The sequence below is a fragment of the Ruegeria sp. YTSC106 genome, assembly GCF_059609765.1.
In genome coordinates this window covers 124,730-146,360 of the sequence record NZ_JBXWMI010000009.1, presented here as the reverse complement: position 1 = coordinate 146,360, position 21,631 = coordinate 124,730, and the positions used below count along the sequence as shown (strand labels likewise).

The following is a 21,631-nucleotide window of genomic DNA, read 5'->3' as shown; positions in this document are numbered from 1 at the left end:
TTCATTTGCCTGCTATTTAATGACAAGCGAGCAGGGGAACACGCATGAGCGAAGCGAGCAAGATTCTGGACGAGATGAACGACCGGTCACGTGAAGTGTTCCGGCTGATTGTCGAGAGCTATCTGGAAAGCGGAGAGCCCGTTGGCAGTCGTACTTTGGCACGTACGTTGTCCGAAAAAGTCAGCGCCGCAACTGTCCGAAATGTGATGCAGGATCTGGAGTTTCTGGGCCTTCTGGACAGCCCCCATGTCAGCGCTGGTCGAATCCCGACGCAGCAAGGTCTGCGAATGTTTGTGGACGGATTGCTTGAAGTCGGAGACCTGGGCGCCGATGACAGGCAGAAACTGGAACAGACCCTAGGCTCTAACACGGGTGATGTTGGCGGAATGCTGGACCGTGTCGGTTCTGCCTTGTCACACGTGACACAAGGGGCCTCACTGGTTTTGACGCCCAAGCATGAATCAGAAATCAAACATATCGAGTTTGTTTCTCTGGGCCATGATCGGGCTTTGGTGGTTCTTGTTTTCTCGGACGGTCATGTGGAAAACCGTTTGTTCACACCGCCACCGGGGCAAACACCCAGTTCAATGCGTGAGGCCGCGAACTTCCTGAACGCGCTCATCGAGGGGCGGACCCTCAGCGAAGTGCGGCGGCAGATGCAGACGCAGATCGACGCGCGTAAGCAGGAAATCGACATTTTGGCGCGTGAGATGGTTGAAGGCGGGATGGCCGTTTGGGACGGAGACGGAAGCGACTCGGCGCGTTTGATCGTGCGCGGGCGCGCGAATCTTCTCAACGAACCCGGTCAGACCGAGGAACTTGACCGCATTCGCACCCTGTTTGACGATCTGGAACGCAAGCGAGACATCGCCGAATTCCTTGAATTGACCGAGGACGGTGAGGGTGTGCGCATTTTTATCGGCTCTGAGAACAAACTTTTCTCACTTTCGGGTTCCTCTTTGGTGGTGTCTCCTTATATGAACGCTGATCGAAAGATAATCGGTGCGGTCGGGGTCATCGGGCCCACACGTTTGAATTATGGACGGATCGTACCGATCGTGGATTATACGGCGCAACTGGTCGGCAAGCTGATATCCGACCGGAGCTAGAGGGTAAGAGATGGCAGAGCCCAAGAACGAAGATTTTCTGGACGATATCGCAACCGCCGAGGCGGAAGAACTGGCCGAAGAGCTGATGGACTTCAGCGAAGAGGAACTGGAGCTGGACGCGCTGCGAGCCGAACGGGACGACTACAAAGACAAGTTCATGCGGGCATTGGCGGATGCCGAAAACATGCGCAAGCGGAGTGACAAGGCACGCCGCGATGCTGAACAGTATGGCGGGTCCAAGCTGGCCCGTGATATGCTGCCCGTATACGACAACATGAAACGCGCCCTTGAAGCCGCGACGGATGAGCAGAAAGAAGTCGCTGCTGGTTTGCTAGAAGGTGTCGAACTGACCATGCGTGCATTGAAGGACGTGTTCCACAAGCATGGTATCGAAGTGATCACGCCCGAAGTGGGCGACCGGTTTGATCCGAACGTGCACGAGGCCATGTTCGAGGCACCGGTTCCCGGAACCAAGGCAGGAGACATCATTCAGGTGTCCGCAGAAGGATTTATGTTGCACGATCGCCTGCTGCGTCCGGCGCAGGTGGGCGTTTCTTCCATGCCTGCAAGCTGATCGGCTTCGAAAAAGCCAAGCCTCCGGCGCAAGAGCTTTTGAAGGTGCAGGGGCGGTCAGAATCTGGCCGCCTCTTTCAATTTGTAGATCAGGTCAAGTGCCTCTCGTGGCGTAAGCTCGTCCGGCAGGATGTCGTTCAGCATATCGTTGACCGCCGATGCCTTGGGTGCGGGCGGCGGTGGTGGTGGTGCAGCAGAAAACAGTGGCAGATCGTTGATCAGCGCCTTTTGCTTTCCACCTTCGCGCTCTGTTTTCTCCAGTTGGTTCAGTACAATGCGGGCGCGTTCCACCACGGATGCGGGCAGCCCGGCCAGTTGCGCAACCTGCACGCCGTATGACCGGTCGGCAGCACCCTTGTGGACTTCGTGCAGGAAGATCACTTCGCCTTCCCATTCCTTCACCGCGACCGTGGCATTCTTGACACCTTCCAGCGTCCCGGCCAGCGCTGTGAGCTCGTGATAATGCGTGGCAAACAAGGCACGACATTTGTTGGCTGCGTGCAGATGCTCCAGAGTCGCCCAGGCAATGGAGAGCCCGTCATAGGTTGCCGTTCCACGCCCGATTTCATCGAGAATCACAAGCGCCCGTTCGTCGGCCTGGTTTAGAATCGCGGCGGTTTCCACCATCTCGACCATGAAAGTCGAGCGGCCCCGCGCCAGATCGTCAGAGGCTCCCACGCGGCTGAACAACTGGCTGACCACACCGATATGGGCCTGCTCGGCCGGGACGAAGCTGCCCATTTGGGCCAGCAGGGCGATCAACGCGTTCTGACGCAGGAAAGTCGATTTACCGGCCATGTTTGGGCCTGTCAGCAACCAGATGGCTGCACCGTCATCGGCACTAAGATCGCAGTCATTGGCGACGAAGGCATCGCCGCTTTGTTGGCGCAGTGCGTGTTCGACAACCGGATGCCGACCGCCCTGTATGTTGAACGCGCGGGACGCGTCCACCTGTGGTCTGCACCAGTTTTCCCCGCGCGCCAGATCGGCGAGGGCAGTGGTCAGGTCCAGTTCAGCCAACCCGCGGGCAGCTTGATTCAGTCGTGCTGCGAGGGACAAAATCTCGTCAGATAGCCTTTGATAGAGCCGTTTTTCGATCTCAAGAGCCAGATTCCCGGCATTCAGGATGCGGGCTTCGATCTCGCTGAGTTCAACAGTGGTGAACCGCACTTGGTTGGCGGTGGTCTGGCGGTGGATATAGGTCTCGCTGAAGGGCGGGTTCAGCATCTTTTCGGCATGGGTCGCTGTCGTCTCGATGAAATATCCCAGCACGTTGTTGTGTTTGATCTTCAACGACGTGATGCCGGTATGCTCGGAATATTTTTTCTGGAATCCGGCGATAACGGACCGACCCTCGTCCCGCAGGGTGCGGGCCTCGTCCAGTTCGGCGTCAAAGCCCGGAGCGATGAAACCACCATCACGTGCAAGAAGCGGTGGTTCGGCGACCAGGGCTTCATCCAGTAAATTCAACAGGTCGTCGAAGCCAACAAGGTTTTGAAGCGCGGTTGATAGCAGAATCGGCACATCCTGATCTGCGCAAATCTGGGCAATGGCTGCCGATTGAGTCAGGCCGTTTCGGACGGCTGCAAGATCCCGAGGCCCGCCGCGCTCCAGCGACAAGCGGGACAGGGCGCGGTCCAGATCTGGCGTCTTCCGCAAAGCTTCACGCAGGTCTGACGCGATAAGACTATCTTCGGCCGCAAAGCTCACCGCGTCCAGTCGGGCGTGAATGATTTCCAGATTGCGTGAGGGGCTGGACAGACGTTGCTCAAGCAAACGGGCACCGCCCGGGGTCACGGTTCGGTCGACTACCGAAAGTAGTGAACCGGCACGTCCGCCAGACAAGGACCGGGTCAGCTCCAGATTGCGGCGCGTTGCAGCGTCGATCTGTACAACGCGGTCTTCGGATTCCTTCAGTGGCGTTTGCAACAGGGGCAGTTTGCCCTTCTGTGTAATCTCCAGATAGTCGATCAGCGCACCCATCGCAGACACTTCGGCGCGTCCAAAGCTTCCGAATGCATCCAGCGCACCCACGTGAAATAAACCGCAGATGCGTTTTTCAGCCGCCGTGCTGTCAAAACTGGCCCGCCCGACAGGGGTGATGGAAATACCCAAGTCACGAACCGGCTCATTCAGTTTGTCTTGCACGCCATCGGCGACGATCAGTTCCGACGGTGCCAGTCGTGCGAGTTCGGGGCTGAGGCGCACCGGCGTCAAAGGCATCACGTGAAACGCCCCGGTCGAGATGTCGGCCCAGGCCAGCGCGGCCTCATCCCGAACTTCGGCATAGGCCGCCAGAAAGTTGTGGCGACGGGCCTCAAGCAGGGCATCTTCGGTCAGTGTTCCGGGCGTCACCAAGCGTACAACATCACGCTTTACGACTGATTTAGAGCCTCTTTTCTTGGCTTCAGCCGGGCTTTCCATCTGCTCGCAGACAGCCACGCGAAAGCCTTTCCGGATCAGTGTCAGCAAATACCCTTCTGCCGAATGCACCGGCACACCGCACATCGGAATGTCTTCGCCATTGTGTTTGCCGCGTTTTGTCAGGGCGATGTCCAACGCCTCGGCTGCGTTGACGGCGTCCTCAAAAAACATCTCATAGAAATCGCCCATGCGATAAAACAGCAGAGCGTCGGCATGAGCCTCTTTAATTTCGAGGTATTGCGCCATCATCGGCGTGACTGTGGACAAAGCGGCCCCCTTCTGGCGTATTCCGGGCGCGACCTTACAAACCCGGTCCCTGCGACGAAAGGTGAAAACGTATTGTCGTTGAGGCGCGCCTTTGCCTGCGCTATGAGGCAAAAGCCCAACAGATGTAAAGAAACGACATTTCCGATGCCCAAAGCGAAGATCACCAAAGAAGAGGCGCTGGCCTTTCACCTCGACCCCACCCCCGGCAAGTGGGAGGTGCAGGCCACTGTCCCGATGACCACGCAGCGGGATCTTTCGCTTGCCTACAGCCCGGGTGTGGCCGTTCCATGTGAAGCAATCGCCGAGAACCCAGAGACCGCCTATGACTATACCAACAAGGGCAACCTGGTGGCCGTAATCTCGAACGGGACGGCGGTTCTGGGGCTTGGGAATCTTGGCGCGCTGGGCTCGAAACCGGTGATGGAGGGGAAATCCGTCCTGTTCAAAAGGTTTGCGGATGTGAACTCGATTGATATCGAGCTGGATACCGAAGACCCGGATGAGTTCTGCCGCGCGGTGCGTCTGATGGGGCCGACCTTCGGCGGCATCAACCTGGAAGACATCAAGGCGCCCGAGTGTTTCATCATCGAGCAGCGCCTGAAGGAAGAGATGGACATCCCCGTCTTTCACGACGACCAGCACGGCACGGCGGTGATCTGCGCGGCGGGGCTGATCAACGCGTTGCATATCTCGGGCAAGAAGATCGAGGATGTGAAGATCGTTCTCAACGGAGCCGGGGCGGCAGGGATTGCCTGTATTGAACTACTCAAATCCATGGGCGCGCGGCACGATAACTGTATCGTCTGTGATACCAAGGGTGTGATCTACCAAGGCCGGACCGAGGGTATGAACCAGTGGAAGTCGGCCCATGCGATCACCACGGATCTGCGTACTCTGGAAGAGGCCATGAAGGGTGCGGACGTCTTTCTTGGCGTTTCGGTCAAGGGTGCGGTCACGCAGGAGATGGTCGCAAGCATGGCCGATAATCCAGTGATCTTTGCAATGGCCAACCCCGATCCGGAAATCACCCCGGAAGAGGCGCACGAGGTCCGCGTGGATGCCATCGTAGCGACCGGGCGCAGCGACTATCCAAACCAGGTCAACAACGTTTTGGGCTTTCCCTATTTGTTCCGCGGCGCGCTGGACATCCACGCGCGTGCCATCAATGACGAGATGAAGATCGCCTGTGCCCATGCACTGGCCAATCTGGCGCGAGAGGATGTGCCGGATGAGGTCGCGATGGCTTATGGCAAGTCGCTGACCTTCGGACGGGATTATATTATTCCTACGCCGTTTGATCCGCGCTTGATCCACCGCATCCCACCAGCGGTAGCAAGGGCAGGGATGGACACCGGTGCGGCCCGTCGCCCGATCATCGACATGGAGGCTTACGAGCTGAGCCTGAAGTCCCGGATGGACCCGACCGCCAGCATTCTGCGCGGGCTGAACGCACGGGCGCGACAGGCGCAAAGCCGCATGATTTTTGCCGAGGGCGATGATCCCCGCGTGCTGCGCGCCGCCGTCATGTACCAGCGTTCCGGCTTTGGTAAGGCGCTCGTGGTCGGCCGGGCGGATGATGTCAAAGAAAAACTTGAAGCCACCGGTCTTGGCGATGCAGTGCGGGAGATCGAGGTTGTGAATGCTGCAAACACCACCCACCTCGAGACCTATTCGAATTTCCTCTATGAGCGTTTGCAGCGCAAAGGCTTTGACCGCAAGGATATTCACCGTCTGGCCGCGCGGGACCGCCACGTGTTCTCTTCACTGATGCTGGCCCACGGACACGGAGACGGGCTGGTTAGCGGAGCAACACGAAAATCGGCCCATGTAATCGATCGCATCAATCATGTATTTGATGCCGATGCCGCCCATGGCGCCGCCGGCGTGACGGCACTTCTGCATAAAGGCCGGATTGTCCTGATCGGTGATACACTGGTGCATGAATGGCCGGATGAAAACGATCTGGCCAGCATTGCCGAGCGTTCGGCCGCAGTGGCCCGGCACATGGGTCTGGAACCTCGGGTTGCCTTTGTCAGTTTCTCGACTTTTGGCTACCCGATTTCGGAACGTGCCGAGAAAATGCATCGTGCCCCGACCGTTCTGGACCAGCGCGGCGTTGACTTCGAGTATGAAGGCGAGATGACTGTGGATGTGGCGCTGAACGTGGATCAGCAGGCGGCTTACCCGTTTTCACGCCTGACCGGCCCCGCGAACATCCTGATCGTTCCCGCGCGGCACTCAGCGTCGATCTCGACCAAGCTCATGCAGGAAATGGGCGGCGCTACAGTGATCGGGCCGATCTTGGCGGGTGTCGACAAGCCGATTCAGATTTGCTCGACCGTCTCGACAGCGAACGATATTCTGAACATGGCCATTCTGGCCTCGTGCGACATCGGATAAACCATGACGATCTGGAACCTTGGCTCGATCAACGCGGATATGGTATACGACCTGCCGCATCTGCCTGCGCCAGGGGAAACCCTGGCCGCCCGCGGGCTGGACCGGTTCCTTGGCGGAAAAGGTGCCAATATGTCAGTGGCGGCTGCGCGGGCTGGATCGCGCGTCAGCCATATCGGTGCCGTCGGGCATGATGGGCGCTGGGCGAAGGATCGACTGACGGAATATGGCGTTGACACACGCTATATCTCGGAGGCGGACCTGCCGACGGGGCACGCAATCATTGCGGTGGATGCCGAGGGTGAGAATCTGATCATCCTCTATCCGGGGGCCAACCACGCCTTGGATATCAGCCATCTGGGGCAGGCTCTGTCATCTGCAAACACCGGTGATCTGCTGATCCTGCAGAATGAAACCAACGCACAAGTTGAAGCTGCGCAGTTGGGGCGCAAACTTGGACTGACCGTTTGTTACGCCGCCGCGCCGTTTCAGGCACAGGCGGTTCAGGCGGTTCTGCCCTATCTGGATTTCCTGATCCTGAACGAGGTCGAGGCCGAACAATTGCGGCAAGAGTCCGGGATGGGTGCGGCTGACCTTCCCGTTCGGCATGTCATTGTCACGCTGGGTTCAAAAGGCGCTCGGTATTTGCAGCAGGGCAATGACCCGGTGGAATTTGCGGCCCACAAGGTGCAGGCCGTGGATACCACTGGGGCAGGTGATACCTTCACTGGCTACGTACTGGCTGGAATGGATCGCGGAATGCCAATGGAACAGGCCATTCTGCAAGCGAACCGCGCCGCTGCCCTGATGGTCACGCGGCACGGCACGGCCGATGTCATTCCGGATCTGAGAGAAGTGCGCGACGCGTCCTTCGATTAAGACCCGGCAAAAGGCGCATCTGAACCCCAGAGCTGTTTGACGCGCGCGTCACGGCCGCAGGCTTTGCGATATGCTTTATAGGCGCTGTGCTGACGCTTGGGTCCAAAGCGGGTGAAGATCAGCTTGTTCCCTTTGTAGTAATCCTGATGATAGGCCTCGGCTGGATAAAACGAGCCTGCGTTCAGAATCGGGGTGACAACATTCTGACCCAGTGCTCGTTGTGCTTCTTTCTTGGCTTGTTCAGCCAACGCTTTTTCGCCTTTGTTAGAGACGAAAATCGCAGTTCGATAGCTGTCGCCCCGGTCGCAGAACTGACCTCCGGCGTCCGTCGGATCAACCGAGCGGAAGAACATGTTCAGCAGTGTTTCACGTGAGACGCGGGCCGGGTCAAAAGTAATCTGCACTGCTTCATAATGACCGGTGCCACCTTTGGAGACCTGATCATAGGTGGGGTTGGCGGATTTGCCGCCGGTATAGCCCGACACGGCCCCGACAACACCCGGTACAGATTCAAAATCGGACTCGACACACCAGAAACATCCTCCAGCAACCGTCAACGTTTCGGCACCTGCTGCGGGGGCAGGCAGGGCGCGCAGGATCATCGCAAGTGTGATCAGGGTGAACAGAATGGCTGTTTTGAAGGCATCCAGATAAGCGGTCCGTGACATGTCGGGTCTCCTTTCGGCACCATGGTGACCCGAACCCGAATGACATTCAATTGCCTGACATCTGATGTCACGGGCTGGTGAGACGAGTTTATCGGCGGCGGACGTCGGTGGAATACCTTACACCGGGCCGTCTTGGCGGTGGGATATGGGCGTCCCGGCAAGGGGGAGGTCCGCGATGAACCTGCCTTCGGCTTAGCCCAGCAACTGCCCCAGTTTCATCGCAACACCCATATTGCCCGAGATTTTAAGCTTGCCTAAAGCGACACCTGTCATCGGGTTCAGTTTTCCGGTCAGAAGCTTGGTCAGGTTGTCCTGCGAGATGCGGATCGTGCAATCCGTTTCCTGGTCCTGAGTCGATGCCTGACTGTCCGCCAGAACAATAACGCCGTCCTCACCACAATCGAATTTCAACGAGCCGTCAAAGGTTTTGCCGTTCAGACCTTTTTGAATTTCGTCGGCGATGTCCTGAAGCATCCGGGTTCCTTTCGCAGTTTCCGAATGCGTAAAGCGTCAGGTATCGAACAGGCAAGGCTGACCCGACTGGAACTTTCCATCACGACGCGCTGAGGCTCTGAACTGTCCGAGCGCAGGGCGCGCCATCATAAAAAGCGTCAAGAACAGCCTGAAACTCGGCCGGAGCATTCGCCACCGAGGAAAACAATGTCATCGAAGAACGAAGCTTTTTTGCATCAACCCCGCCCAGAATATCGCTGGCGTCGCGCCCTTGATGCTGCAGTAACAGCGAGGCCGCATGTGTCAGACGGCGGCGCAGTTCAGGGTGGTTCAGATAGCGTGTCGCTTCATCCAGATCTTCGATGCCGTAAAGCTGCGCCATATGGGACTGGCCCAGCTCGGCCAGTTGCGGAAACACGAACCACATCCAGTGACTGGTTTTCTGCCCCTGTTCCAGTTCACGCAGGACATCGGCCCAAACCGTGTCCTGCGCCTCGATGAACATATCGAGTTCGTCGTCGTTGTCGTCTTCGTCAATCACTTGGACAAACGCTTGTCACGTGCGGCCAGCAATTTCAGGCGCAGGGCATTCAACTGGATAAAGCCTGCCGCGTCGGTCTGATCATAGGCTCCGGCGTCTTCCTCGAAGGTCACATGTGCCTCGGAATACAGCGAGTGATCCGACCAGCGGCCCACGGTCGAGGCCAGACCCTTATACAGTTTCACGCGAACGGTGCCGGTGACATGTTCCTGCGATTTGTCGATGGCGGCTTGCAGCATTTCACGCTCGGGCGAGTACCAGAAACCGTTATAGATCAGTTCCGCATATTGCGGCATCAGCTGATCCTTCAGGTGCATCGCGCCACGGTCCATGGTGATGGATTCGATGCCACGGTGTGCTTCCAACAGGATGGTGCCGCCGGGTGTTTCATAGATACCGCGCGATTTCATCCCGACGAACCGGCCTTCGACCAGGTCCAGACGGCCAATGCCGTGCTTGCCGCCATATTCGTTCAGCTTGGTCAGCAGGGTTGCCGGGCTCATCGCCTCGCCATTGATGCTGACCGCGTCGCCTTTTTCAAAGCCGATTTCGATGAACTCCGGCTCGTTCGGGGCATCTTCGGGGTGGACGGTACGCTGGTACACATAATCAGGCGCCATATCCGCAGGGTCTTCCAGAACCTTTCCTTCGGACGAGGTGTGCAGCAGGTTGGCATCGACCGAGAAGGGCGCCTCACCACGCTTGTCCTTGGCGATCGGAATCTGGTTCTGTTCGGCAAACTCCAGCAGCTTGGTGCGGCTGGTCAGATCCCATTCGCGCCATGGTGCGATCACCTTGATGTCGGGGTTCAGCGCATAGGCCGCCAGTTCGAACCGTACCTGGTCATTGCCCTTGCCGGTTGCACCGTGGGCGACCGCATCGGCACCCGTCGCTTCGGCGATCTCAACCAGACGCTTCGAGATCAGCGGCCGCGCAATCGAGGTGCCCAGCAGGTACAGCCCCTCATACTGCGCATTGGCGCGGAACATCGGGAAAACGAAATCGCGAACGAACTCCTCACGGATGTCCTCGATATAGATGTTCTCGGGCTTGATCCCCAGCAGTTCGGCCTTCTGGCGTGCGGGCTCCAGCTCTTCTCCCTGACCCAGATCAGCGGTGAAGGTCACGACCTCACACCCATACTCGGTTTGCAGCCATTTCAGAATGATCGAGGTATCAAGGCCACCGGAATAGGCCAGAACAACTTTCTTGGGCGCGGACATCTGACTTCCCTTTATGCGTAGAACGATTGGCCCCTAGCGGGTTTTACGCGCGGGGGCAAGTTGTGAGGATTGACGCAGTGACTGAATTGGGGTGAAACGGAGGCAGAGAATAACAAGCATTGGTTGAGAGGGCGGTTTCATATGTTGGGATGGCAAATATTTGTGCATTCGGTGCGGATGGTTTTTGGGAACCTGAAGCAGGTCCTGCAGATCACGGTTGGCCCTGCTCTGATTGGGACTATCGTTATCGTGGGCGTGTTCTTGGCGCTTGGTATTCCGCTTGAAGCGCTTGATGAAAACGCAGTCGATCTGCCACCGGGTGTAACCGCAGGATCAGTCTTTGTCTTTGTGTTCGTTTTGCTGGCGGTAATGTTCGTAACCATGTTCTGGATCGCGGTGTCATGGCACCGCTTCATCCTGATGGAAGAGTACCCCACGGGAATACTCCCGACATTCCGTTTCGACAGGATCCTTGCCTATTTCGGTCGCTTCCTGATGTTGGGGATTTTGATGATGATCGCGTATATCCCCATGGGTCTGGTCGCTGCAGCACTAGGCGAAAGCCTTGCGGGGCTTTCGATCATTCTGATGGTTGCATACACCGTTTTTCTGGTCGTATGCTTCTATCGCCTGTCAATTATCCTGCCGGCAGCGGCGATTGGTGATCCCATCTCGCTGAGCGATGCATGGACCAAAACTGCGGGGGTCAGCGGTGCAATCTTGTTGCTTCTCGTCGTTGCATTCCTGTTCCAGGTGTTGGTGCAGCTGGCTTTCACTGTCCTGGCAATAATTCCGGTTTTGGGCGTTTTGCTGACCGTGTTCTTTGGCACACTCATCCTTCCGATGATCAACATCAGTATCTTTACCACAATGTACGGTGTCTTCATCGAAAAGCGCGAGCTGTCGTAAGCCCGTACACATATGTATTCCTTGCCCTTATCGCGATGATGGGGCAGGGAAACGGACATGACTGATTTCGTGACCCGCGCCCGCGCCGCCGAACAGGCGATGCGCTCTGTGTTTCCGGCGACGCCGTTGCAGCGCAATGCTCATCTGTCCGAACGCTATGGGGCCGATATCTGGCTCAAGCGCGAAGACCTCAGCCCGGTGCGGTCGTACAAAATCCGCGGTGCGTTCAACGCGATGCGAAAACAGCAGGGGCAGGACCTGTTCGTCTGTGCCAGCGCAGGCAACCATGCGCAGGGCGTGGCCTTCATGTGCAAGCATCTGGGCGTGAAGGGTGTGATCTTCATGCCGGTGACCACACCGCAGCAGAAAATTCAAAAGACCAGAATCTTCGGCGGCGACAATATCGAGATCCACCTGACTGGCGACTATTTCGATGACACTCTGGCCGCCGCGCAAACCTGGTGCACGCAGCAGGGCGGGCATTTCCTGTCACCGTTTGACGATGCGGATGTGATCGAAGGGCAAGCCTCTTTGGCGGTCGAGATCGAAGAGCAAATGGGCGGTGTGCCGGATAACATTGTGCTGCCGGTCGGCGGTGGCGGTATGTCCTCGGGTGTGGCCACATGGTTCGGGGATCGCAGCCATTGTCTGTTTGTCGAACCAGCTGGAGGTGCTTGTCTTCGGGCTGCATTGGCTGCGGGGCATCCTGTGTCGCTGGATCATGTGGACACCTTCGTCGATGGTGCTGCGGTTGGACGGATCGGTGAGAAACCGTTTGAACTGTTGAAATCACGCCATCTGTCGGATGTGCTGGTCCTGTCCGAGGACCGAATCTGCACCACCATGATCGAGATGCTGAATGTCGAAGGCATTGTTTTGGAGCCCGCTGGCGCCCTGGCGATCGAAGCGGTGGGCGATATCCAAAGCTTTGTACGGGGCAAAACCGTGGTCTGCGTAACATCGGGCGGTAATTTCGATTTTGAGCGCTTGCCTGAGGTCAAGGAACGCGCCCAACGCTATTCCGGGGTGAAGAAGTATTTTATCCTTCGCCTGCCGCAGCGCCCGGGCGCATTGAAAGAGTTTCTGGGAATCCTGGGCCCCGAGGATGACATTGCCCGCTTTGAGTACATGAAAAAATCAGCCCGCAATTTCGGTTCGGTCCTGATCGGGATCGAAACCCGCAAGCCTGAAAACTTCATGCGTCTGTTTGCGCATCTGGATGAGGCAGGGTTCACCTACACCGACATAACCGAAGACGAAACGCTGGCGCAGTTCGTGATTTAATCCAGGTTCTGGCGCAGCTCAGCCTCGAATTTCTGTTTCGAGCTGTCAAATACGGCTAGAATAGCGGGCAGATCGACATCCCCGCCCTGACCTGCGGCCGCCTGCCGTTCGCCGTCCTGACAGAGTTTCGAGAACTGGTCGAATCCAAGACTGAGCGCGCTGCCCTTCAGGAAATGCAGATTCTGTTCCAGTTCGGACCGGCTTGTATCCTGATGCAGGCGGGCGATGACCTCCTGTACTTCATCCAGAAAGATGTCGACCACTTCATCAAACTCATCCGGGCCAACTTCGTCCCGCAATTGCCTGACTCTGCCCCAGTGGATCATACTGCGTCACCTGCCGTTGAACATGCGTTTTCAGGAATAGGCAACACCAGTAAAAACCGGGTTAACCGCCAAGCGGGATTGCAGCCTTCGGTCTTCACCGGATGTTAAAACCGTCGCCGCTAGGATCGCCGTGTGTGAATGAACGCATAAGATCAGAGGGTAAATGGTGCCAAGGACGAGTCTTGAGGAAACCAGATCGGATCTGGATTTCGGCGCGATCCGTAAGGTGCTGGTGGTGGATGACAGCCGTCTGCAGCGGCGCATCCTGGTCGCATCGCTCAGAAAATGGGGCTTTGAGGTGGTCGAGGCAGAGACGGGCGATGCGGCTTTGACGCATTGTCTGGATGATCCACCCGACCTTGTTCTCAGCGATTGGGTCATGCCGGGGATGAGCGGGCTTGAGTTTTGCAATGCGTTTCGCGCCCTGGATACCGATCAATACTGTTATTTCATCCTGCTGACTTCAAAAAGTGAAAAGCAGGAGGTTGCACGCGGGCTGGATGCCGGGGCAGACGATTTTCTGATCAAACCCCTTGAGGCGGATGAGTTGCGGGCACGCATATCCGCAGGTGCGCGCATTCTGGACATGCAGCGCGAGCTTTCGCAGAAAAACCGCTTGATTGAGTCCGCGCTGGAGGAACTCAGGCTGGCTCATGACGCGATCGACAAGGACCTCATACAGGCCCGTAAAATCCAGGAATCGCTGGTTCCGGAATTTACGCGGAGCTTTGGAAAATCCCGGGTCAGCCTGTTGTTGAAACCCTGTGGCCATATCGGTGGAGACCTTGTTGGCATGTTCTCGCCCGGGGTCAATCGGCTGGGGTTCTACAGCATCGATGTATCCGGACATGGCATCACCTCGGCCATGATGACGGCGCGTCTGGGCGGCTATCTTTCAAGCAAACACTTTGATCAAAATGTCGCAATGGAAAAGAGGTTTAACAAATTCTACGCACTGCTGCCTCCGGAAGACGTCGCCAGTATGCTCAATTCCCGATTGATGGCGGATGAAGGGATCGAGGAATACTTCACGATGGTCTACGCCATTGTGGATCTTCGAAACGGGCATCTCAAAATGGTACAGGCCGGGCATCCGCATCCGCTCCTGCTGCGGCAGGATGGCAGTGCTGAATTTCTGGGTGATGGCGGGTTGCCGATCGGGTTGATCGAAGACGCGAGCTTTCAGCAGATCGAGACTCAAATGAAACCCGGCGACAAGCTGTTGGTGTACTCGGACGGGTTTACCGAATGTCAGCTCGCTGAAGGTGGTTTGCTGGAAGAAGACGGTTTGCGAGAGATGGCCCAGCTGTGCATTTCTGCAAAGGGCGGGTCGGAGTTTCTGGACGACATGTTCTGGCGATTGACGCAAGAGATTTCGCCCAAAGATAGCATTGGGGATGACGTATCCGCCGTTTTCTTCGAATATAACGGGCCTTAAATCGAACTGAGATGCATTTCCGCAAAGTGCCGGTCACCGTCATTGCCCAGCAATTCAACGGCATCGGTGGCTTCCATCCACAAAGCTTCGTGGAACGCTTCGCTCGGAGGGCCTTTGCGGCGTATGGGACGGGCGCGGTAGATCAGGCAGACCTTTTCAGCCCACAGATCGTATTCGGGCATATAGGTGAACCGACGAAAAGCGCCGACACGACGCGGATTGGCGACGTGCCACCCGGTTTCTTCATAGACTTCGCGATGCAAGGCTGAAATCGGTGATTCGCCTGGATCGATGCCTCCACCCGGCAATTGCAGATCCGGGCCCGGCTCTGTCTGACAGGTCAACAGTAATTGCCTGCCACGTGGCAAAAGGGCATAGACGCCAACCCTCCGGGTATATTTCCGCCCCGTCTCGGGGGTTTCACCGAACCGCCTGATCATGTATGGCCCCTTACAACCCAATCTGTACGACCTATATGGTGCCGGTATGCCAACCCGTGGCGTGTAAGGAAACCCCATGTCTCTTGGAACAAAAATCGCGTGGGACGATACCGTCCTGCCCTTTCAACTTGATGCATCCGACATGCGCGGCCGCGTGGCCCGTCTGGATGGCGTGCTGGATGGCATCCTGAAACAGCATGACTATCCCAAGCAGGTCGAGGCGCTGGTGGCCGAGATGGCCTTGCTGACCGCTTTGATCGGCCAGACAGTTGCGCTGCGCTGGAAATTGTCGTTGCAGGTGCAGTCCAAAGGGGCGGTCCGCATGATCGCCACCGACTATTATGCGCCGCAGGAAGAGGGTCAGTCCGCTCAGATTCGGGCTTATGCTAGCTTTGACCGGGACCGGTTGACCAATTCCGCGCCTTTCGATCAGGTGGGCGAAGGGTATTTTGCCATCATGATCGATCAGGGTGAGGGCACACAGCCGTACCAGGGCATCACTCCGCTGTCCGGTGGATCGCTGAGTGAATGTGCCGAGGCTTATTTTGCGCAGTCCGAACAGCTGCCGACGCGGTTTTCGCTGAGCTTCGGCAGATCGACCGAGCCGGGCGTGGGCGAGCATTGGCGCGCAGGCGGCATCATGCTGCAGCACATGCCCAAAGCGTCGCCCTTTGCAGCGTCGGGTGAAGGAACGGGTGAAATCCTGACCGCTACCGATCTGGTCGACGGCGAAGAAGGTGAAAACTGGGGTCGCGTCAACATCCTGCTGGATACTGTCGAGGACTTGGAAATGATCGGCCCCTCTGTTGCGCCGACCGACCTTCTGGTTCGTCTGTTTCACGAGGAACAGCCGCGTGTTTATGATGCGCAGTCTGTGCAATTTGGCTGCACCTGTTCCGAGGATCGTGTGCGACAGAGCCTGTCAATCTATTCGGCCAAGGATATCGAAAAGATGACCACACCCGAGGGCGAGGTCACCGCGGATTGTCAGTTCTGCGGGGCTCATTATGTGTTGGACCCGGCAACTGTCGGGTTCGATGCCGAAGACACCAAAGGTGAATGACCCAGTTGAAAAAATCCGGGCGGCCCTGCGCCGCCCAGGTCACGGGTCCAGCGATTTTGACCTGAACCCGGATACCGTTCTGCCGCCCGGGCGCCGGTTACGGCCCGCCGGTGTTCTGGTGGCAATTTCTCTGACTGAAGATACACCGCAGGTCATCCTGACCAAGCGCTCATCCGCGCTGAAGCATCACCCGGGCCAGATCGCCTTTCCCGGTGGCAAACAGGACGAAGCCGATGCTGATGTTACAGCAGCGGCTTTGCGGGAAGCTCAGGAAGAGATCGGCCTGCCCCCGGAAATGCCAGAGATCCTCGGGTTTCTGCCGACGCATGAAACCGTGACCTCGTTCACCGTAACACCTGTGGTCGCTGTATTGCGGGACAGGTTCCAACCCGTGCCTGAGCCCGGCGAAGTGGACGAAGTTTTCTCGACCCCCCTTGCCCATCTTTTGAATCCTGAGAATTATCTGGTTGAGTCGCGCCGATGGCGCGGCCAGAGACGCAGATACTACGCAGTTCCGTACGGCCCGTATTACATTTGGGGCGCGACCGCCCGCATATTGCGCGGGCTTGCAGCACGGGTGAATGAATGATGCAGATTGACGAGCCCTGGATCAGTGAGCCAGCGACCCAAAAAGTCTGTTCGGCCCTGACCTCATCCGGGGCTCAGGCGCTTTTTGTGGGTGGCTGCGTGCGCAATGCGCTGCTTGGCGCGCCGGTTTCGGATATCGACATCGCCACCGACGCAAAACCCGAGCGGGTCATCGAAATGGCGCAGGCTTCCGGGCTCAAGGCCATTCCAACCGGCATCGAGCATGGTACGATCACAGTGGTCAGCGCAAGTATCCCGCACGAGGTCACGACCTTCCGCCGTGACGTGGAAACCGACGGTCGTCGTGCTGTCGTGGCATTTTCCGATCACGTCGAAGAAGACGCGGCGCGACGTGATTTCACAATGAACGCGATTTACGCACAGCCCGATGGCACTGTTTTAGACCCGCTTGGGGGCCTTCCCGACCTTGAGGCCCGGTTGGTGCGGTTTATCGGAACAGCCGAGAATCGTATACGTGAAGACTATCTCCGCTCGCTTCGTTACTTTCGTTTTCACGCCTGGTACGGGGATCCGGATGCCGGTTTTGATCCCGATGCGCTGGCCGCCATCGGTGCCAATCTTGACGGGCTGGAATCGCTGTCGCGCGAGAGGGTCGGGGCAGAACTGTTGAAATTGCTGGCATCGCCTGATCCAGCCCCCGCCGTTGCGACCATGCGCAGTACAGGTGTTTTGGCCCGGGTGTTACCGGGTGCGGACGATCGGTCTTTGGCCCCTTTGATCGCGCTGGAACGGGCGGCTGGTGCCGATCCCGATCCGGTGCGTCGCCTGGCTGCGATTGCTACGCCCGATAATGCCGCCACATTGCGGTTGAGCCGTTCGCAGTTGCAACGCCTGATCAGGATGCGCGAAGAGGCACAGGCCGCAACCAGTATTGCTGAACTGGGATATCGCTATGGCGACGAAGGTGGTTTGCACGAGACGCTTTTGCGCTGCGCTTTTCTGGAACAACCCTGGTCCGAAGATTTGCGGCGCGATCTGCACGCCGGGGCAGCAGCGCGTTTCCCCGTCCAGGCCAGGGATCTGATCCCCAACTTCACCGGCCCGGCGCTGGGCAAGAAGCTGGCCGAGCTGGAAAAACGCTGGATCGCATCCGGTTTTGCGCTGTCTCGCGAAGAGTTGCTGGCACACTAGTACGAAGTCTCAAAAAGGGATGACAACATTGATCCTTTGTGTTTAGGTGCGCCAGTCACATGGATGGAGGAATGCGAATGTATTACGGGATCTGGTTCGGCTAAAGCCGGGACACTTGCCCCGTAAAGGGTGGTGTTCAGGCGCCATCTTTCTTCGCACGTCTTTAGTTTCTGCTCAATCGGAGCACTCTCCATGTTTCGCTATTTCGAAAACCTTGTTGACCCTTTTGTTGCCTACCGCGAGGCTGATATACCGCCGACGCGCTTGTGGCCCTTCATGCTGGACTATTCGCGACCGTTCTTTCGGGTATTTTTCTGGGCGGCGCTGATTTCCATTGTCGTCGCGGGCGTTGAAATCGGACTGATCTATTACATGGGTCGCGTTGTGGATATGTTGGGCGGTACGCCGTCAGAGGTCTGGCAAAACCACGGAACGGAATTGCTTTTGATGGCGGCCTTTGTGTTGCTATTTCGACCGCTTCTGCATCTGGTCGATGTACTTATTCTGAACAATACGATCTTGCCAAACTTTGGCACATTGATCCGCTGGCGTGCGCACAAACATGTTTTGCGTCAATCAGTTGGCTGGTTCGAAAACGACTTTGCCGGGCGGATTGCAAACCGGATCATGCAGACACCGCCTGCGGCCGGTGAAGTGGTCTTTCAGGTTTTTGACGCGATTTCCTTTTCGTTGGCCTATTTGATCGGTGCGGCGTTCCTGCTGTATGCGGCGGATCCGCGATTATTGATCCCGCTGTTGATCTGGTTTGCGTTCTATGCGGCACTGGTGCGATGGACTGTTCAGCGTGTCGGTCCGGCGTCAAAGGCGGCATCGGATGCGCGTTCGACGGTCACGGGACGGGTCGTGGACAGCTATACGAACATCCATTCGGTCAAAATGTTTGCCCATGGCCCGCAAGAGCTGGACTATGCCCGTGAAGCGATCGAGGAAACCCGCCGGACATTTCAGATCGAAATGCGAATATTCACTATCATGGATGCCGTTCTGGTCACATTGAACGGCATGCTGATCGTGGGCGTTGTGGGCTGGGCGATCGCGTTGTGGATGCAGGGCAGCGCTTCGGTCGGAGTTGTTGCAACGGCCACGGCGCTGACCCTGCGCCTGAACGCCATGACCGGATGGATCATGTGGGCCCTGACCAGCTTTTTCCGCCAACTTGGTATCGTGGCCGAGGGGATGGAGACCATTGCCCAGCCCATCGATTTGATCGATGCACCTGATGCAAAACCCTTGCGGCTCGGCAAGGGAGAGATCCAGATCCGTGACCTCTCGCATCACTATGGTCGCGAGGCCGGCGGCTTGGACCATATCAATCTGACCATTCAACCGGGTGAAAAGATTGGCCTGATCGGTCGCTCCGGCGCTGGCAAATCGACCTTGGTAAAGTTGCTGCTGCGGTTCTACGACGTTGAGCGCGGTGCGATTTTAATTGATGGTCAGAACATTGCGAACGTCACCCAGGGCAGCCTGCGCAGTCATATCGGTATGGTTCAACAAGACAGCGCCTTGCTGCACCGCTCTGTACGCGACAACATCCTTTATGGCCGGCCGGATGCGTCCGAGGCGCAGATGATCGCCGCCGCCAAGCAGGCCGAAGCGCATGAGTTTATCCTCGACTTGCAAGATCCGCAGGGTCGGACCGGGTACGACGCACATGTCGGCGAACGGGGGGTGAAGCTCAGCGGTGGACAGCGGCAGCGCGTGACGCTGGCGCGGGTGATCCTGAAGGATGCGCCGATCTTGTTGTTGGATGAGGCGACATCCGCGCTAGATTCCGAGGTCGAAGCGTCAATTCAGGAAACCCTCTACGGCATGATGCAAGGAAAGACCGTGATCGCCATCGCCCACCGGCTCAGTACCATCGCGCAGATGGATCGGATTCTGGTTATGGATGCTGGCCGTATCGTTGAGGAAGGCACGCATTCCGACCTTCTGGCGCAGGGTGGCCTTTACGCCCAATTCTGGGCGCGGCAATCTGGTGGTTTCATGAACCCGGAGGCCGTTGAATGAGGGTTGCCGACCTCATCTATCCGTTCAGGAACATCGAAACGCCCCCGCCGCAGACGTTGGGGGCGTTCATTCGCTGGAGCCTGTCCGGCGCGTGGCCGATGTTGTTTGTTGCGGCAATCTTCTCGGCCACTGCAGGTGCGATGGAGGCGGGGACAGCGTGGATTCTGGGCCGTGTGATTGATGTGGCGATATCAAGCGGGCCCGAGAATTTTCTGACCCCGGCGAATATGTGGATGATCTTCGGTGCGGTCGCCTTCTTTATGTTGCTTCGCCCGATCCTGTTTGGCCTGTCATCTTTGTCGAACAATTACATTGTCATGCCAAACATCACACCTTTGGTGCTGGCCAAGCTGAACCGTTGGACGCTGGGCCAATCGGTGACGTATTTCGATGACGACTTTGCCGGCCGGATCGCTCAGAAACAGATGCAGACATCGAACTCCATGGCGTCGGTCGTGTCGGAAACCATCAGCGCGATTGTGTTTGCCCTGGCGTCTCTGGTGGGGTCTTTGCTTTTGTTAGGGTCTATACATCCTTTGGTGATGTTGCCCTTTGCCGCGTGGCTTGTGATCTACTTCCTGCTTGTGCGCTGGTATTTGCCGCGCATCCGAGTGCGGTCGGCGGCGCGGGCCGGGGCGCGGGCGATGGTGTCCGGGCAGGTGGTTGATACGATCACCAACATCAAGACTGTAAAGCTTTTCGCCCATTCCGCTTTTGAAGATCAGGCCGCGCGTGAATCGATGGTGGATCTGCGTGAAAAATCTCTGGATTTTGGCAAGTTGTCGGCCAGTTTCCGGTTCATCCTCATGACGCTGGCTGGAGTCCTGCCCGTCTTGCTGCTGGGCGCAACCTTGTGGCTGTGGCAGGGCGACATGGCGACCGCCGGGGATATCGTGGCTGCCGGGGCCGTTTCGATCCGTATAGCTCAGATGACCGGTTGGGTCAGTTTCACGTTGATGGGGCTGTATGCCAATGTCGGTGAAATTGAAAACGGGATGAAAACGCTGGCCAAGCGTGACCGGGTTGAAGATATGCGCGGCGCGAAGGACCTTGATGTGACCGAAGGATCGATTACCTTCGAAGCCGTCAGCTTTGCCTATGGTCGCGATATCGGTGGGGTCATGGATTTGACCCTGACCATCGATCCGAGTGAAAAATTGGGCATCGTCGGTGCCTCGGGGGCGGGGAAATCCACGCTCGTTTCGCTGTTGCTCAGGCTCTATGACAAGGAAAATGGCGCTATTCGTATCGATGGCCAGGACGTATCGCAGGTGACGCAAGACAGTCTGCGCCGGCAGATCGGTATGGTCACGCAGGAAACGGCGATGTTCAACCGATCCGCTCGTGAGAATATTTTGTATGGTCGGCCGGACGCGTCAGAGGCCGAGATGATCGAGGCCGCAAAGAAGGCCGAAGCGCATGACTTCATCCTGAGTCTTGAAGATGCTCATGGTCGTAAGGGCTATGATGCTCATCTGGGGGAGCGTGGCGTAAAGCTCAGCGGCGGACAGCGGCAACGGATCGCTCTGGCGCGGGCCATTCTGAAAGATGCCCCAATTTTGGTTCTCGACGAAGCGACATCGGCGCTGGACTCCGAGGTTGAAGCTTCGATTCAGACTGCGCTGCATCGGGTGATGCAGGGTAAAACCGTGCTGGCCATAGCGCACCGTCTGTCCACGCTCAGCGAAATGGACCGCATCGTTGTTCTTGATCAGGGACGGATCGTGGAAACCGGAACCCATGAGGCGTTGCTGGACCTGGGCGGGCTGTATGCACGGTTCTGGCACCGGCAGTCGGGCGGCTTCATTCAGGCAGAAGCTGCGGAATAAGGGTTTTGTTGCTGTGAAAGCCCGGCTATCAGGCCTC

At 57.5% G+C, this 21,631-nt stretch carries 19 protein-coding genes; 12 read left to right on the top strand and 7 right to left on the bottom strand.

All coding sequences use genetic code 11. From position 1 onward, the window contains the following. The first annotated feature begins 44 nt into the window (after window positions 1-44). Both hrcA and AC2FEB_RS14035 read left to right on the top strand, forming a co-directional pair. Window positions 45-1,109 carry a heat-inducible transcriptional repressor HrcA gene (gene hrcA, locus AC2FEB_RS14040; RefSeq protein ID WP_496673630.1) on the top strand — a complete coding sequence of 355 codons (1,065 nt, stop codon included), beginning with the start codon at window positions 45-47 and terminating at the stop codon, window positions 1,107-1,109. Window positions 1,110-1,119: 10 nt separating this feature from the next. Then, the gene (locus tag AC2FEB_RS14035; RefSeq protein WP_117871280.1) at window positions 1,120-1,683 is read left to right on the top strand and encodes a nucleotide exchange factor GrpE; all 564 of its coding nucleotides are present in this window, start codon (window positions 1,120-1,122) and stop codon (window positions 1,681-1,683) included. Window positions 1,684-1,739: 56 nt separating this feature from the next. Here the strand turns inward: AC2FEB_RS14035 and mutS are convergent, their stop codons facing one another. Then, window positions 1,740-4,355 carry a DNA mismatch repair protein MutS gene (gene mutS, locus AC2FEB_RS14030; RefSeq protein WP_496673748.1) on the bottom strand — a complete coding sequence of 872 codons (2,616 nt, stop codon included), beginning with the start codon at window positions 4,353-4,355 and terminating at the stop codon, window positions 1,740-1,742. A 162-nt stretch (window positions 4,356-4,517) separates the two neighbouring features. On the opposite strand from mutS, the gene AC2FEB_RS14025 reads away from it, so the two are divergent. Together AC2FEB_RS14025 and AC2FEB_RS14020 are read left to right on the top strand one after the other, a co-directional pair. Further along, window positions 4,518-6,773 (top strand): NADP-dependent malic enzyme, encoded by a 2,256-nt coding sequence (locus AC2FEB_RS14025; RefSeq protein ID WP_496673627.1) that lies wholly within the window; start codon window positions 4,518-4,520, stop codon window positions 6,771-6,773. Between the two features lie 3 nt (window positions 6,774-6,776). Then, a complete protein-coding gene (locus AC2FEB_RS14020; protein ID WP_496673624.1) occupies window positions 6,777-7,649 on the top strand; it encodes a ribokinase in 873 nt (290 codons plus the stop codon). Here AC2FEB_RS14020 and msrA read toward each other — a convergent pair. The 4 genes from msrA to AC2FEB_RS14000 form a co-directional block, all read right to left on the bottom strand. Beyond that, window positions 7,646-8,317: a peptide-methionine (S)-S-oxide reductase MsrA gene (gene msrA, locus AC2FEB_RS14015; protein ID WP_299899820.1), complete on the bottom strand. Its 672-nt coding sequence runs from the start codon at window positions 8,315-8,317 to the stop codon at window positions 7,646-7,648. The genes AC2FEB_RS14020 and msrA overlap by 4 nt on opposite strands. Window positions 8,318-8,509: 192 nt before the next feature. Next, window positions 8,510-8,791: an SCP2 sterol-binding domain-containing protein gene (locus tag AC2FEB_RS14010; protein WP_117871291.1), complete on the bottom strand. Its 282-nt coding sequence runs from the start codon at window positions 8,789-8,791 to the stop codon at window positions 8,510-8,512. Window positions 8,792-8,870: 79 nt separating this feature from the next. Next, on the bottom strand, window positions 8,871-9,275 hold the full coding sequence (locus AC2FEB_RS14005; protein ID WP_117872921.1) for a DUF1810 domain-containing protein: 405 nt from the start codon (window positions 9,273-9,275) through the stop codon (window positions 8,871-8,873). Between the two features lie 32 nt (window positions 9,276-9,307). Continuing rightward, window positions 9,308-10,534 carry an argininosuccinate synthase gene (locus AC2FEB_RS14000; RefSeq protein WP_117871293.1) on the bottom strand — a complete coding sequence of 409 codons (1,227 nt, stop codon included), beginning with the start codon at window positions 10,532-10,534 and terminating at the stop codon, window positions 9,308-9,310. Window positions 10,535-10,675: 141 nt separating this feature from the next. Between AC2FEB_RS14000 and AC2FEB_RS13995 the strand changes: the two genes are divergently transcribed. Then, the gene (locus AC2FEB_RS13995) at window positions 10,676-11,443 is read left to right on the top strand and encodes a hypothetical protein (protein WP_496673620.1); all 768 of its coding nucleotides are present in this window, start codon (window positions 10,676-10,678) and stop codon (window positions 11,441-11,443) included. Between the two features lie 57 nt (window positions 11,444-11,500). Continuing rightward, complete coding sequence (gene ilvA / locus AC2FEB_RS13990; protein ID WP_496673617.1) at window positions 11,501-12,727, top strand: threonine ammonia-lyase IlvA; 1,227 nt, start codon at window positions 11,501-11,503, stop codon at window positions 12,725-12,727. Here ilvA and AC2FEB_RS13985 read toward each other — a convergent pair. Continuing rightward, a complete protein-coding gene (locus tag AC2FEB_RS13985) occupies window positions 12,724-13,053 on the bottom strand; it encodes an Hpt domain-containing protein (protein WP_496884135.1) in 330 nt (109 codons plus the stop codon). The genes ilvA and AC2FEB_RS13985 overlap by 4 nt on opposite strands. A gap of 163 nt (window positions 13,054-13,216) precedes the next feature. On the opposite strand from AC2FEB_RS13985, the gene AC2FEB_RS13980 reads away from it, so the two are divergent. Then, window positions 13,217-14,491, top strand: a complete 1,275-nt coding sequence (locus AC2FEB_RS13980; RefSeq protein WP_496673611.1) for a PP2C family protein-serine/threonine phosphatase — start codon at window positions 13,217-13,219, stop codon at window positions 14,489-14,491. Here the strand turns inward: AC2FEB_RS13980 and AC2FEB_RS13975 are convergent. Continuing rightward, on the bottom strand, window positions 14,488-14,931 hold the full coding sequence (locus AC2FEB_RS13975) for an NUDIX hydrolase (protein WP_496673608.1): 444 nt from the start codon (window positions 14,929-14,931) through the stop codon (window positions 14,488-14,490). The genes AC2FEB_RS13980 and AC2FEB_RS13975 overlap by 4 nt on opposite strands. 76 nt (window positions 14,932-15,007) lie before the next feature. Here AC2FEB_RS13975 and hslO point away from each other — a divergent pair, with 76 nt between their 5' ends. The 5 genes from hslO to AC2FEB_RS13950 all read left to right on the top strand — a co-directional run bounded on the left by hslO (window position 15,008) and on the right by AC2FEB_RS13950 (window position 21,594). Further along, window positions 15,008-15,994, top strand: coding sequence for an Hsp33 family molecular chaperone HslO (hslO, locus tag AC2FEB_RS13970; protein WP_117871305.1), 987 nt, complete (start codon window positions 15,008-15,010; stop codon window positions 15,992-15,994). Beyond that, window positions 15,969-16,583, top strand: coding sequence for a CoA pyrophosphatase (locus tag AC2FEB_RS13965; protein ID WP_496673605.1), 615 nt, complete (start codon window positions 15,969-15,971; stop codon window positions 16,581-16,583). Before hslO ends, AC2FEB_RS13965 begins: the two co-directional genes overlap by 26 nt. Further along, window positions 16,580-17,734, top strand: a complete 1,155-nt coding sequence (locus AC2FEB_RS13960; RefSeq protein ID WP_117871309.1) for a CCA tRNA nucleotidyltransferase — start codon at window positions 16,580-16,582, stop codon at window positions 17,732-17,734. The genes AC2FEB_RS13965 and AC2FEB_RS13960 overlap by 4 nt, the downstream gene beginning before the upstream one ends. 192 nt (window positions 17,735-17,926) lie before the next feature. Next, on the top strand, window positions 17,927-19,765 hold the full coding sequence (locus AC2FEB_RS13955) for an ABC transporter ATP-binding protein (protein WP_496673602.1): 1,839 nt from the start codon (window positions 17,927-17,929) through the stop codon (window positions 19,763-19,765). After that, window positions 19,762-21,594 carry an ABC transporter ATP-binding protein gene (locus AC2FEB_RS13950; RefSeq protein ID WP_496673599.1) on the top strand — a complete coding sequence of 611 codons (1,833 nt, stop codon included), beginning with the start codon at window positions 19,762-19,764 and terminating at the stop codon, window positions 21,592-21,594. Before AC2FEB_RS13955 ends, AC2FEB_RS13950 begins: the two co-directional genes overlap by 4 nt. Window positions 21,595-21,631 lie beyond the last annotated feature (37 nt).